Here is a 12,836-nt window from a genome sequence, read left to right as displayed (position 1 = left end):
CAGGCTTGGCCCCGCACCATACTGTGGTTTTAGCGAATGGTGCGGCGCCGCAAGCCAGGGGGTGTCACCCCGGCCCTGCCCGGTCACCATTATACCCCAGTACACACCTGAAGCGTCCTGCCCGGAGCGTAATGGTCATGAGTGAAATCCGCGTCATCAAAAAGTATCCCAACCGCCGCCTCTACGATACCGCCATCAGCAGCTACATCACCCTGGCGGACGTCAAGGGGTTGGTGTTGGATGCGGTGGATTTCCAGGTGATTGATGCGAAAACGCGGCAGGATATTACCCGTAGTATCCTGCTGCAGATCATCGCCGAGGAGGAGGAGGGTGGTGAGCCCATCTTCAGCAGTGAATTGCTCGCCCAGCTGATCCGGGCCTACGGCGGCAACATGCAGAACGTGTTGACCACCTACCTGGAGAAAAGCCTGGAGCTCTGGTTCGACCAGCAACGGATGCTGCAGGAGCGGACCCGCACCTTCATGGACCACAGCCCCATCAACGTCCTCACCCAATTCGCCGAGCGTAACCTCTCCATGTGGCAGGCCATGAGCGGCCTCGAGCCCCAGGGTGCCGAGGATGATGAGCAGGGCTCGGGCGCCGACGGGGAACGCGGCGGGAAGTCCACCGGAAAGGGCAAGGGCGGCACCCGCACCAAGCGCTGAGGCACAGATCACAAAACCGACCTGAACGACGCGTCACCCGTTGACACCGGGGTGAACTGACCCTACTATCAGCTCCAATCAGCGATTGTGCACCGCAACACGGGGCCTTCGGCCTTGCTGGTCACACCGCTTTCGGGCGTGAGCGGCATCTGCTCCGTCGCCATTTTTGATTGGAAGAGGGGTATCGTCATGGCAGAACGCGTGGCACTTGTAACCGGTGGCAACGGTGGTATCGGCACCGAGATCTGCCGTCAGTTGGGGCAGTCCGGCTACCGGGTTATCACCACCTGCCTGGACGCCGAGAAGGAGAACCTGGCCGGATGGCAGGCGGAGCTGAACGCCGAGGGCGTCGATGCCGCCTACGTGGAGTGCGATGTCGCGGACTTCGAAAGCTGTGCCCGCATGGCCCGGCAGGTCGAGGAGTCCCACGGCCCGGTGGACGTGCTGGTCAACGTGGCCGGGATCACCAAGGATGCGTTTCTCCACAAGATGGACGCGGACGCCTGGGCCGCGGTGCTCAACGTCAACCTGAACAGCGTGTTCAATGTCACCCGGCAGTTCGTGGTCGGCATGCGCGAGCGCGGGTTCGGGCGGATCATCAATATCGCCTCGGTGAACGGCCAGACCGGACAGTTTGGTCAGACCAATTACTCGGCCGCGAAGGCGGGTATGCACGGCTTCACCATGGCCCTGGCGAAGGAGGGCGCCCGCAAGGGGGTGACTGTGAACACCGTCTCGCCGGGCTACATCGACACCGCGATGACGGCCGCCATGCCGGACGATGTCCGTGAGGCCATCGTGGCCCAGGTGCCCGCCGGCCGTATGGGCCAGCCGGCCGATATCGCCCGGGTGGTGCGGTTCCTGGCGGCGGATGACGCCGGCTACATCACCGGCGCCAACATCCCGGTCAATGGTGGGCTGTTCTGCAGTTTCTAAGGGGGGCAGGGCGCCGCCGACCAGGACGCGCCCTTCTCTGAGTGACGGTTCGGTAAAATTACCTGACCAGGCGTTGACAAGGTGAATCGGCCGTCATAGAATGTTGCACAGCAACATCAGAGGGGCAAAAAAATAGGGAGCGGTGGCGGCTCCCCGGCGGGTAGTGGCGCTGTTGTTTGCCCTGTCTGATGACAGGCGCTTTTTATGGAGCGCCTTGGCAAGGACTGCTTGTTATAGTTATTAGTCGGTCTCCTCCTGGCGGCGCGTATCCTAGGTAAACGTCGCCTTCCTCTTGCCCCCTCTCCCGAGGGGGTTTTTTTTGCCTGCTACACCGTCCGGCTGGCTGCTCTGCGGCATATTGTCTCAACCAGCTGATGGGAAGCCATTGTAGTGCGGCAAATCGTCATGGCAAGTACTTTCGTTGACGCGCCGCATCATGAGCAAGGCGTCATAACGTGCTGTCTTGCCGGTTTTTCCAAGCGGGCCACTGGGCTATGGGGCCGCTGGGAGGGGCTGTGCCAGCCAATCCTGCAGGCGCTGGTGCAGGCCCAGTCGGGCCTTCTTGCTCAGCATCACCCCCAGGTGTCCCCCGGGCACCGCCTCCTCCCGGTAGTCGGCATTACTCAGCAGCGTGCCCATGGCGCGGGCCGCGGCCGGGGGTACCAGGTGATCCGCGGTGGCGTAGGCGTTGAAAACCGGCTGCCGGATGCGGGTCGGGTCCACCTCGCGGCCGCCGATGGTGAGCGTGCCGCGGGCCAGGGCGTTGTCCTGATAGAACTCGCGGACGAACTCCAGAAAGGCCCTGCCGCTGAGGTCCGGGCTGTCGTACATCCAGCGCTCCATGCGCAGGAAGTCCTGCAGGGCATCGCGGTTGTGGCGCAACTGCGGGAGCTGCTGGAGGTAGCGCCGGGACAATAGTTCGGCCGGTTTGAGGCTGATAAAGACCAGGTTGAGCAGATCGGCGGGGATGTTGCCCAGGGTCTCCACCGCCAGCCCCAGGTTCAGTTCCCGGGCCAGGGCGCCGAGGGTGTCCCCGGGGCAGTGGAAATCGACGGGGGTGACCAGGGTCGCAAGCCGCCCGATCCGCTCCGGGTGCAGGGCCGTGTAGCAGAGCGAGAAGGTACCGCCCTGGCAGACCCCCAGCAGGTCCACCGGCTGACCGCCATGGCGGCGGCTCACCTCCTTCACCGCCTCATGCAGGATGTCGCAGAGGTAGTCGTCCAGCCCGAGAAAACGGTCGGCCGGCTCCGGCCGACCCCAGTCCAGCAAATAGACCGGCAGGCCGCTGTCGCGCAGACCCCGGAGCAATGAGCGCTGGGGAGAGAGGTCCAGTAGATAGGGGCGGTTGACCAGGGAGTAGAGCACCAGCAGCGGGCGCCTTGCCTCTGGTTCCGGGGCTTGGGTATCGGCGGGCGGAGGGTAATGGTAGAGGGTGGCGGGCGGCAGGGTGTGGATGGCGGTGCGCGGGGTCTCGCCCACGGTGACCGGCTGCAGAGCCGCGCACTCATCCAGGACCGCCTGCAGAGCGGCCATTGACGGGTTAAGGGAGTCTTCCCCGCGTTCCGGGGGTAGGCCTGAGGTCACGCCGGCCTCTCCCCGGTCCGCCCATCAGCGCCGGTCCCCCGCAGCCGGCGGACCTCCTCACGCAGCGCGCGGACCTCGTCCCGCAAGCCGTCGAGATCGGCCCGTTCCAGTTCCTTGGCCAGGGCCCGATGGCTCTGGCGGAGTTCATGCAGCCGCTTCTGGGTACTGTGCAGGCCGCGCCGGGTGGGCAGATCCAGCAGGCCCAGCCAGTGGTCCAGGTGTTGCTGCAGCGCACGGGTGTAGCCCAGGCTGCTCTCGCTGAGGGCGACGAAGGCCTGGCGATAGTCGTCGGTGCCCAGCCGCTCCTCCCAGGCCTGCTCACTCGCTTGCAGGTAGCGATCACGTACCGCCTGCAGGGTGGGTGGGGCCGGCGGCGAGGCCGCCAGCTCATCGGCCAATCGCTCCACTCCAGCAAGGGCGGCCTCGCGGGTCTGCCCCAGGAAGCGTTCCAGAGCCATCTGGTGGCGAAGCCCGGCCTCTATCAGTGCCTGTTGACGGGCCTGATGGTCCGCCCAGGGGCCGAGCCGGGCGGCGACCAGGTCGAGCCAGGGACGCAGCCAGGCGGGCGGCGGGGTGTCCTGGGTGTCGCTGCCCAGGGTTTGGCGCAGGCCCTGCCCCCAGTCCAGGGTCTGGTGGAGATGACGGAAGCCCTGCTCGAGTTGCTGTCGCAGGGGCGCCAGGGCGGCGTGCAGGGCCGCAGGGTCGGGGCGCTCGCCCTCGCTCTCAGCCGCCTGGAGGACTGCCAGTGCCGGGCCCAGGTGCTGCTCCGACCACAGCTCAACCGTGGTGGACCAGAACGCACGGACCTGCTCCCGGGCGGCATCCGCCCAGGCGCGCCAGTCGCTATGGGTTTGCTCCCCTTGGTCAGACACTGCGGCCGATTTCCCCCTGTGCTGGGGCGTCAGTCTATCACCGTTACCAGTGTGGGTAAGGGGGCGGCTTGTGTCCGAGGCGATCAGTCCCGTTGCGCGGCCTCTTGCTGCCAGTCCCGCTTCAGCGCCGCCGCCCGGGACGCCTGGTAGTAATCGGCTTGCGGGTGGTGCTCCACCTCTCTCAACTGCCCCAGGGCACTGTTCAGGTCCCCGAGCTGGTGGTAGTAGCGGGCCATGGCCAGGTGGGCGTCCACCGGGCGCCCGGCCTCGTTGGCCGCCTCCGCCAGGCGCCGCTTGAGTTCCGGGTGGTTCGGGTGGTCGCGTACCGCGCGGGTGAGCACCTGCCGGGCCTCATTGGGCTGCCCGGCATCCAACAGGGCGTCCGCCAGGTAGGTGGGCGCGGCGCGGTTGCCCGGGAACAGCTCCTGAGCCTTGCGCAAGGTGGCCGCCGCCTGTGCCGGGTCGCCGGAGCGCTGCTGCAGGCGGCCGCGCGCCAGCAGCCATGCCGGCTGGCCGGAGAGGTCCGCCTCCAGCTTAGAGAGCAGGGCCTCGGCCTCGTCGAACTGCCGATCGCGGATCAATGCGAGGGCCAGCCCGTAACGGGCGGCGATCTGCTCCGCACCCCGGGTCTGCTCCGCGCGGGCGCGGAAGCGCTGAACGGCCTCGCGGGCATCGCCCTGCGCGAGCACCTGCTGGCGGGCCTGCATGACGTGGAACCGGCCGCTCTCCAGGGGGGCGTCCACGGTGTAGGCGTCGGCGCGGGCGCGGGCCTCGGTGATGCGGTTTTCTGTCAGCGGGTGGGTGCTCAGGTATTCGGGGGCGCGCTCGCGGTAGCGGCTGGCCTCAAGCAGGCGCTCGAAGAAGCCGGGCATGCCTTGCGGGTCGAGCCCGGAACGGGCGAGGATACGCAAACCCACGCGATCGGCCTCGCGCTCAAAGCCCCGGGAGTAGCTCAGTTGCTGCTGAAGGGTGCCGCCAATGCCGGCCATGGCGGCGGCGCTGCCGGCCTGGGGGTCGTAGGCGCCGATCAGTACCGCGGCCAGCAGGGCGGCGGCTGTTTGCAGATTCAAGCGCTGGGCCGAGGCATAATGCCGGGCGATATGGCGTTGGGTGACGTGGGCGATCTCGTGGGCCATGACCGCGGCCAGTTCGCTCTCCGAGCGCGCCGCGTCCAGCAGGCCGGTGTTGATGCCAATGTAGCCGCCGGGCATGGCGAAGGCGTTGATATTGTCGTCCTCCACCACGAAGAAGGTGAAGCGCAGCCCCGGCATGTCGCTGTGAGCCGCCAGCCGTTGGCCCAGCTCATCGATATAGGCGGTGATCTCAGGGTCATCGGCGAGCGGCAGGTGTTGCCGGAGTTGGCGCATCAGCTCGTCCCCGATCGCCTGCTCGTCGCTGGGCGAAAGGACTTGAGCGGCGGGGTTGCCCATATCAGGCAGGCGCAACTCCTCGCTGGCCCGCGCGGCGGTCACGCTGGCGAGCAGCATGGCCACTGCCACGAGCGCCGCGATGAACAACTGAAAGGCTTGGCGGGCGTTCATGATCACCTTGTTGAGACCCCCGGGCTTGATGAGGGGTTCCGTCACTGGCTACAGGTTACCGCCGGGGGGCATTTGTGGCTATGATGTCGGGGCGCCGGCGGACAGGACGACCGAATCCCACGGGATACCCATGCAACTGATCAGAGACTGGTTCTCCCGAACGTTCAACGACCCCCAGGTGGTGGTGCTGGGCCTGGTCCTGCTGCTGGGCTTCGGCGTGGTGCTCTTCATGGGCAATATGCTGGCGCCGGTGCTGGCGAGCCTGGTGTTGGCCTATCTGCTGGAGGGGTTCGTGCGCTATCTGGAGCGGTGGCGGGTGCCGCGACTCGCTGCGGTCACGGTGGTGTTCCTCAGTTTTACCGCCTTCCTGCTGGCCCTCTTCCTGGTCCTCTTCCCAGTGCTCTACCGGCAGTTGGTGCAGCTGGTTGAGCAGTTGCCTGCGATCCTGGCGCGGGGGCAGGCGCTGTTGCTGCAACTGCCGGAGCACTATCCCCAGTTGTTCAGCGAGGCCCAGATGCGGGAGATCATCGACGGCCTGCGCCGCGAGCTCATCGACTGGGCCCAGCGGGTGGTGACCTCGTTCTCCTTCCAGTCGGTGGTGGTCATCGTCACCCTGCTGGTCTACATGGTGCTGGTGCCGTTCATGGTGTTCTTCTTCCTGAAGGACAAGCGGCTGATGCTGCAGTGGCTGAGCGACCACCTGCCGCGGGACCGGGGCCTGGCCTCGGAGGTCTGGCGCGAGGTGGACCTGCAGATCGGCAACTACGTTCGCGGCAAATTCGTCGAGATCATCATCGTCTGGGCGGTCACCTTCATCACCTTTTCGTTGTTCGGGCTCCAGTTCGCCATGCTGCTGGCGGTGATGGTGGGGCTGTCGGTGATCGTGCCCTACGTGGGTGCGGCGGTGGTGACCCTGCCGGTGGCGATCATTGCCTACTTCCAGTGGGGGGTCAGCCCGGAGTTCGCCTGGTTGATGGTGGCCTATTTCATTATCCAGGCGCTGGACGGCAACGTGCTGGTCCCGTTGCTGTTCTCCGAGGCGGTCAACCTGCACCCGGTGGCCATCATCGTGGCCATCCTGGTCTTTGGTGGGGTGTGGGGCTTCTGGGGGGTGTTCTTCGCCATCCCGCTGGCGACCCTGATCCAGGCGGTCATCAAGGCCTGGCCGTCCGCCGCCAGCCACCGGGAGCAAGCCCAGGGCGAGGCCTGATGAGGCAACCATCCTTTCGCTGGTGTCGCCGTTGGGTGGGGTCGCGGCCGCGACCCCACCCAACGGCGCTATCCGAAGCCCCTCCGTCCGTGGTGATGCTGGGTCAACGCGTCACAGCGCTTCGTTGGCGAAATCCGCCAGCCGCGAGCGCTCGCCCCGTTGCAAGGTGATGTGCCCGCTGTGGGGCCAGTCGCGCAGGCGCTGCACCGCCCAGCTCAGGCCGGAGCTGGACTCGGTCAGGTAGGGAGTGTCGATCTGCCCCAGGTTGCCCATGCAGACCACCTTGGTGCCCGGCCCGGCCCGGGTGATCAGCGCCTTCATCTGCTTCGAGGTCAGGTTCTGCGCCTCGTCCAGGATCAGCAGCCGGCGCACGAAGGTCCGGCCGCGCATGAAGGCCAGCGAGCGCAGCTTGATGCGCGACTGCACCAGATCGGCCGTGGCCGCGCGCCCCCAGTCGCCACCGCTCTCCGGTTGACCCAGCACCTCCAGGTTATCCGCCAGCGCCCCCATCCACGGTGTCATCTTCTCCTCCTCGGAGCCGGGCAGGTAACCGATGTCCTCGCCCAGGGCGATGGTGGCGCGGGTCATGACAATCTCCACGAAACGCTTCAGCTCCAGGGTCTGCTCCAGACCGGCGGCCAGGGTCAGCAGCGTCTTGCCGGTGCCGGCGGGGCCGAGCAGGCTGACGAAGTCGATCTCCGGGTCCATCAGCAGATTCAGCGCGAAGTTCTGTTCCTGGTTGCGGGCGCGCACCCCCCAGGGGCCGCCGTCGCCGCGAAAATCCTGCACCGGTTCCACCCAGCAGGCCCCCGGCTCCGCCTGCCGGACGATGCCCTCAAAGCCGCTCTCGTCGTGGTGCAGGCACTGGCCGGGGAACCAGTGGGTGCCCTCGGGCAGCGGGATGCGCACCCCCTCCTGACCGTTCTCCAGCAGCGTCTCGCGACGCGCCGTCCACACGGCGTCCGGGAGGGTGTCGATGCCGCTTTGGAGTAGGTCCAGATCCTCGGTGACCCGGTCGCTGCGGTAATCCTCAGCGCGCAGGCCACTGGCGAGGGCACGGACCCGCAGGTTGACGTCCTTGCTGACCAGCGTGACCTGGGTATGCCGCAGCTCCCGGGTGAGCTGGTCGGCACTGGCCAGGATGCCGCTGTCGCCGGGCCGGTCGTCGGCGTTGTGGAACCAGAGCCGGCCGGTGGCCCCCGGGTCGGTGTCGACCAACGGCACCCCGGCGGCCAGGGCCGCCCGGTCGGTGCCGCTGAGCAGGCCGTCCAGAAAGCGGGAGGCCTGGCGGGCGCTGCGGGCAATGTCCGAATGGCCCTGTTTGGCCGCGTCCAACTCGGTGAGTACGGCCATGGGCAGGCAGATGCCGTGCTCCTGGAAGCGGAACAGGGCGGTGGGGTCGTGGATGAGCACCGAGGTATCCAGCACGTAGAGCCGGCCCGGTGCCGATGCGGCGTTGATCATCTCAGTGGTATCCCTCTTCGGCGCCCGGGCAGGCGCCGGGCCGGCTATTGCATCGAGCGCAGGGTCTCCAGCACCTCCTGGGCGTGCCCCTTGACCTGGACCTTGCGCCACTCCCGGCGCAGCACACCCGACGGGTCGATCAGAAAGGTGCTGCGTTCAATGCCGCGCACCTTCTTGCCATACATGTTCTTGTCCTTCATTACCCCGAACTGCTCGCACAGGCTCTCGTTGGGATCGGCCAGCAGAGGGTAGGGGAACCCATGCTTGGCCTTGAAGTTCTCCTGGGTGCGCAGCTTGTCCCGTGAGGCCCCCAGCACCACTGCGCCGGCCTTGCGGAAGTCATCATGCAAGTCGCGGAAATCCTGCCCCTCCAGGGTGCAACCGGGGGTGTTGGCCCGGGGGTAGAAAAACAGCACCACCCACTGTCCGCGCAGACCGGCCAGGGTGACGGGATCGCCGCCGGTGGCCTCGGCGTGGAAATCAGGGACGGGTTGCTCGACTTGGATCGTAGTCACGGCTCTCTCCTCTCCCGTTCGGGTCGGCCGCCGATGGGCGTCACTGCTTCAGCGGCTCGATCATGGCATCGAGGTTGAGTTGGTCACAGAACTCCATGAACTCATCGCGCACGGTGGCCAGGTGGAGTGCCGCGGGCACATCGATGGTCAACTGCACCGTGGCCATGCGGGTGCCGGTGTGCTGGGCCTGATAGCTGGCGGTGGACAGATCCCGGATGTTGATCTCGCGCTGGGCGAAAAAGCCGGCCAACTGACTGACAATACCCGGCTGGTCAAGCCCGACCACCTCAGCGGCGTAGGGCAGCGACTGGCCGGTGGCGGCAGGCCGCTCGGTGCGGCGCGACTGCAACACCAGGCCCAGCCGCCGGCCCACGCCCGACAGCCCCGCCTCCAGACGTGCCAACTCGTCCCAGCGCCCGGAGACCAGCATCATGATGCCGAACTCGCAGCCGAGGGTGCTCATACGGCTGTCGAGGATATTGCAGCCGGTATCGCCGACGGCAGCGGCCAGATCGCTGACCAGCCCGGGGCGGTCGTGCCCCAGGGCCGTGATGACCAACAGGTTGGCGATGGCGGGGTCCGTGCTCGACATGGTGATGCGTCATCCTCGGCAGGGTGTCTGACTGCCGGAGTCTAGCACGGCTGCTGACCGGGTCCGGTCCGGGTCGGCCTTGACTGGGAGGGCCGGGCCGGTTAGCGTCAAACTCCCACCATAGAGACAGGGAAGCTCTGGACATGTTCAACAAACGTGAAGCCCCCAAGGCCGCTCCAGGCCACTTGGACGATCCCCGTGACGACACCACCGGCGAGCCTGTCTCGGTGCCGGTCGGCCGGACGCGGCCCACAGCGGTCATCGGCCCCTCGATCCATGTCGACGGGGAAATCCGTGGTGACGAGGATCTGGTTGTTGAAGGCAAAGTCAAAGGGAGTATCGAGGTCAAGAACCATAGCGTCACGGTTGGTGGTCAGGGTGAGGTGCAGGCCGATATCTACGCCCAGGTGATCTACCTCGACGGCGTCATGGAAGGTCAGTTGGTGGCCTCCGAGCAGGTGGTCGTGCGTCGGAGTGCCCGGGTCCGCGGCAGCATCGCCTCGCCTCGGGTCACGTTGGAGGATGGCGCCCGGTTCAATGGCTCCATCGATATGGACGAGCAGAGCGATGTGCTGGCCAGGACCTTCCCCGGTGGCCGCGCCGGGGTAACGACCGCATCGGGGTCGGGGGGCGTGAAGCCCAAGGCCGCCACGGGGGCCGGGGCCAAGGTGCGCGCTCCCGACACCGACGCTGATGACGACGCTGCTGCCAAGGCTGAGAGCAACCTCGGTTCGGACCAGGCGGTGGGCCGCTAGCCGGTCCGGAGGGGCGCTATGTTAACCGCCGAGGCGGGTGCCCGCCCGGACGCGAGCGGCGTCACGGTGCGGGCGCCTTTGTTGTCGTCCGTGGTGCAATCGTTGGACGACGGGCGGCGCCACCTGGTGCTTGATCTCGGTCCCGCCCGTCAGGCAGTGCTGGACCTGCTCTCCGGCCACCGCTGCCGGGTCGACGTGGTCGATCTACCGGGTGCGCTGAAGGCGGGTGGTGGCCCCCGGTCGGGTGCGGACCCGGCCGCCTGGTTCAAGGGGCTGTTCCCACCCGCTTTGGGTGAGCGCGCCTCCCTCGTGCTCTGCTGGAACCTGCTGGATGGTCTGACCCTGGAGGACATCAGCGTGCTGACCGGGATTTTGGCAACGCGCGGCCATTCGCGTTGCCTATTGCACGCCGTGATCCAGCGGCCCACCAAGCGGGGTGCGGCCGGCAGAGTTCATGCTGTGGTGCCGGCAGGAGCAGATCACCTCATGGTGTATCACGATCCGCCGGAAGGGCTGCAGGTGGCTGCCGGCCACCCGCTCTCGGAGTTAAAGCGTCATCTCTCCGGCTTCCGTTATGAGCACGGCAGGCTGCTGGCCAATGGGATGCAGGAGCTGCTGTTGCGGGTCGACCATCCGGTGTCCTGAGTGCCCGGGCGCGCTGCGTCCGGCCCGCTTGTGCCCGGCCTGCGCCTTCTTGTGTCTCACCCCCGCCGGAAGTACCATGCTGCCTCATCCCTGATCAGGTTTTGCGGAGGTGGCGATGTTCCATGGCAGCATGGTGGCGATGGTGACGCCCATGCACCCGGACGGCGCGGTGGATGAGGTGTCGCTGGCGCGTCTGGTGGATTATCACGTGGAGCACGGCACCGATGCCATCGTGGCCGTGGGCACCACCGGTGAGTCCGCCACGCTGGATTACGACGAGCACTGCCATGTGATGCGCAAGGTGGTGGAGGCCGCCCGCGGCCGTATTCCGGTCATTGGCGGCACCGGCGCCAACTCCACGTGGGAGGCGATCAAGCTCACCCGCTGCGCGATGGAGGGCGGCTGCGACGCCACGCTGCTGGTGGTGCCCTATTACAACAAGCCCACCCAGGACGGCCTTTACCGCCACTTTGCAGCGATCGCCGATGCGGTGGCGATCCCGCAGATCCTCTACAACGTCCCCGGTCGCACCGCCTGCGATCTGTTGCCGGATACAGTGGACCGGTTGGCGGACATCTCCAACATCGTCGGCATCAAGGAGGCCTCCACCATCGAGCGGGTGCACGATCTGGTCGAGCGCTGCAGTGACCGGCTCGATGTCTTCAGCGGCGAGGACGGCCTCAGCCGGGAAGCGGTGCTGGCGGGGGCCAAGGGCGTCATCTCGGTGACCGCCAACGTCGCACCGCAACAGATGCACGACATGGTCGCTGCCGCGCTGCGTGGTGATGAGGAGGAGGCGAGCCGCATCGACGCCCGCCTGGCGGCGTTGCACTCGGCCCTGTTCCTGGAGTCCAACCCGATCCCCGTGAAGTGGGCCGTCAGCCAGATGGGGCTGTGTGGCCCGAGCATCCGGCTGCCGCTGACGGAGCTTTCCGAACAGCACCACGAAACTGTACGCCAGGCCATGAAACTGGCCGGCTCGCTCTGAGTCAGACATACCATGCGACTGATTATCCGATTTCTGGCCGCCTCCACGGCGGCCCTGGTGCTGGCGGCCTGTGGCCGGCCGGAGATGGACCCGGAACGCCTGGATTATCCGGAGCGTCTCAAGCTGCCACCGGACCTGACCGCGCAGTACTCCGACGCCATGGGCGTGCCCGAGGTGCAGCGCGGCCGCCCCGATAGCCCCGAGGCGCTGTCGCGCACGTTGCTGCCCGATCCCGCCGCCGATGTGCGCGTCCAGCGGGCCGGAGGCCAGCGCTGGCTGGAGCTGCAGGCCGCCCCGGAGGACGTCTGGGAGTGGCTGCAGCAGTTCCTGGAGGTGCAGGATATCCCGGTGGCCGAGGTCTCGCCTCCGCTGGGGCTGGTCGAGACGGAGTGGCTGGAGGGGCGGGTGGATGCCGGTCGCGGTGTCTTCACCCCGGTGACCGTGGATGAGGCCGGCGACGGTGCCCTGGCCGAGCGTTTCCGCTTCCGGCTGGAGCCGGTCGACGGCGGAACCTCCGAGCTGCACGTTGCCCACAGCGCCGCCGTCCGCGAGGACGAACGCTGGCGATGGCGCCCTTCCGACAGCTTTGCCGAGGCGGAGGTGCTGCGCGGCTTCATGGTCTATCTGGGCCTCCGGCAGACCGAGGCCGCCCGGCAACTGGGCACGCTGGAGGCCACTCCGCGGGCCCGGCTCGACCAAGACGACGAGGGCCGGGCGGTGCTGCTGCTCGACGACGAACCCGCGACCGCCTGGCGCCGGACCGGTCTGGCGCTGGACCAGCTCGGTTTCACCGTGGACGATCGGGACCGCAGCGCGGGCGAGTATCTTATCCGCTATGATCCGCACGCGGAGGAGGGGGCGCCGGAGCGGGGTTTCCTGGATCGATTCGCGTTCTGGCGTGAGGACGAACCGGAGGGGCCTCAGCCCTACCGCCTGTTGCTCGAGTCCCGGACCGGGGGCAGTCAGCTGGTGGTGGAGACCGTGGACGGGGCGCCTATTGACGAGGACCTGGCCCAGCGCCTGTTGGCGTTGCTCTCCGAGCAGATGCGTTAGCCTATGCCTTAAGGGA

The 12,836-nt window shown here is 67.2% G+C and carries 13 protein-coding genes; 7 read left to right on the top strand and 6 right to left on the bottom strand.

The window, feature by feature from the left end; translation table 11 throughout:
- The first annotated feature begins 137 nt into the window (after positions 1-137).
- Positions 138-665: a polyhydroxyalkanoate synthesis repressor PhaR gene (gene phaR, locus MLG_RS12570; RefSeq protein WP_041718665.1), complete on the top strand. Its 528-nt coding sequence runs from the start codon at positions 138-140 to the stop codon at positions 663-665.
- A gap of 189 nt (positions 666-854) precedes the next feature.
- Entirely contained in the window at positions 855-1,601 is a 747-nt protein-coding gene (gene phbB, locus MLG_RS12565) for an acetoacetyl-CoA reductase (protein ID WP_011630219.1), read from the top strand.
- Between the two features lie 492 nt (positions 1,602-2,093).
- Here the strand turns inward: phbB and MLG_RS12560 are convergent, their stop codons facing one another.
- The 3 genes from MLG_RS12560 to MLG_RS12550 all read right to left on the bottom strand — a co-directional run bounded on the left by MLG_RS12560 (position 2,094) and on the right by MLG_RS12550 (position 5,598).
- A complete protein-coding gene (locus MLG_RS12560; RefSeq protein WP_011630218.1) occupies positions 2,094-3,185 on the bottom strand; it encodes an alpha/beta fold hydrolase in 1,092 nt (363 codons plus the stop codon).
- Positions 3,182-4,057, bottom strand: a complete 876-nt coding sequence (locus tag MLG_RS12555; RefSeq protein ID WP_011630217.1) for a poly(R)-hydroxyalkanoic acid synthase subunit PhaE — start codon at positions 4,055-4,057, stop codon at positions 3,182-3,184. The genes MLG_RS12560 and MLG_RS12555 overlap by 4 nt, the downstream gene beginning before the upstream one ends.
- A gap of 83 nt (positions 4,058-4,140) precedes the next feature.
- Positions 4,141-5,598 (bottom strand): M48 family metalloprotease, encoded by a 1,458-nt coding sequence (locus MLG_RS12550; RefSeq protein WP_156774680.1) that lies wholly within the window; start codon positions 5,596-5,598, stop codon positions 4,141-4,143.
- Positions 5,599-5,728: 130 nt separating this feature from the next.
- Here MLG_RS12550 and MLG_RS12545 point away from each other — a divergent pair, with 130 nt between their 5' ends.
- A complete protein-coding gene (locus MLG_RS12545) occupies positions 5,729-6,808 on the top strand; it encodes an AI-2E family transporter (RefSeq protein ID WP_011630215.1) in 1,080 nt (359 codons plus the stop codon).
- 111 nt (positions 6,809-6,919) lie between these two features.
- On the opposite strand, the gene MLG_RS12540 is transcribed toward MLG_RS12545, so the two are convergent.
- Genes MLG_RS12540 through MLG_RS12530 form a run of 3 tightly spaced genes read right to left on the bottom strand, consistent with a single transcriptional unit; the run spans position 6,920 to position 9,379 of the window.
- Positions 6,920-8,272, bottom strand: a complete 1,353-nt coding sequence (locus tag MLG_RS12540; RefSeq protein WP_011630214.1) for a PhoH family protein — start codon at positions 8,270-8,272, stop codon at positions 6,920-6,922.
- Between the two features lie 44 nt (positions 8,273-8,316).
- On the bottom strand, positions 8,317-8,787 hold the full coding sequence (locus MLG_RS12535) for a peroxiredoxin (RefSeq protein ID WP_011630213.1): 471 nt from the start codon (positions 8,785-8,787) through the stop codon (positions 8,317-8,319).
- 40 nt (positions 8,788-8,827) lie between these two features.
- The gene (locus tag MLG_RS12530) at positions 8,828-9,379 is read right to left on the bottom strand and encodes a glycine cleavage system protein R (protein WP_011630212.1); all 552 of its coding nucleotides are present in this window, start codon (positions 9,377-9,379) and stop codon (positions 8,828-8,830) included.
- A 143-nt stretch (positions 9,380-9,522) separates the two neighbouring features.
- Here MLG_RS12530 and MLG_RS12525 point away from each other — a divergent pair, with 143 nt between their 5' ends.
- The 4 genes from MLG_RS12525 to bamC all read left to right on the top strand — a co-directional run bounded on the left by MLG_RS12525 (position 9,523) and on the right by bamC (position 12,820).
- Positions 9,523-10,134, top strand: a complete 612-nt coding sequence (locus MLG_RS12525) for a bactofilin family protein (protein WP_011630211.1) — start codon at positions 9,523-9,525, stop codon at positions 10,132-10,134.
- Positions 10,135-10,152: 18 nt separating this feature from the next.
- Positions 10,153-10,779, top strand: a complete 627-nt coding sequence (locus MLG_RS12520; protein WP_011630210.1) for a hypothetical protein — start codon at positions 10,153-10,155, stop codon at positions 10,777-10,779.
- Positions 10,780-10,894: 115 nt separating this feature from the next.
- Positions 10,895-11,767: a 4-hydroxy-tetrahydrodipicolinate synthase gene (gene dapA, locus MLG_RS12515; protein WP_011630209.1), complete on the top strand. Its 873-nt coding sequence runs from the start codon at positions 10,895-10,897 to the stop codon at positions 11,765-11,767.
- Positions 11,768-11,779: 12 nt separating this feature from the next.
- Positions 11,780-12,820 (top strand): outer membrane protein assembly factor BamC, encoded by a 1,041-nt coding sequence (gene bamC, locus MLG_RS12510; RefSeq protein WP_011630208.1) that lies wholly within the window; start codon positions 11,780-11,782, stop codon positions 12,818-12,820.
- The last annotated feature ends 16 nt before the right edge of the window (positions 12,821-12,836 follow it).

The sequence above is a fragment of the Alkalilimnicola ehrlichii MLHE-1 genome (genome assembly GCF_000014785.1).
Lineage (GTDB): Bacteria > Pseudomonadota > Gammaproteobacteria > Nitrococcales > Halorhodospiraceae > Alkalilimnicola > Alkalilimnicola ehrlichii.
Note: the sequence above shows the minus strand (reverse complement) of the source record. Positions and strands in the feature narration are given on the sequence as shown.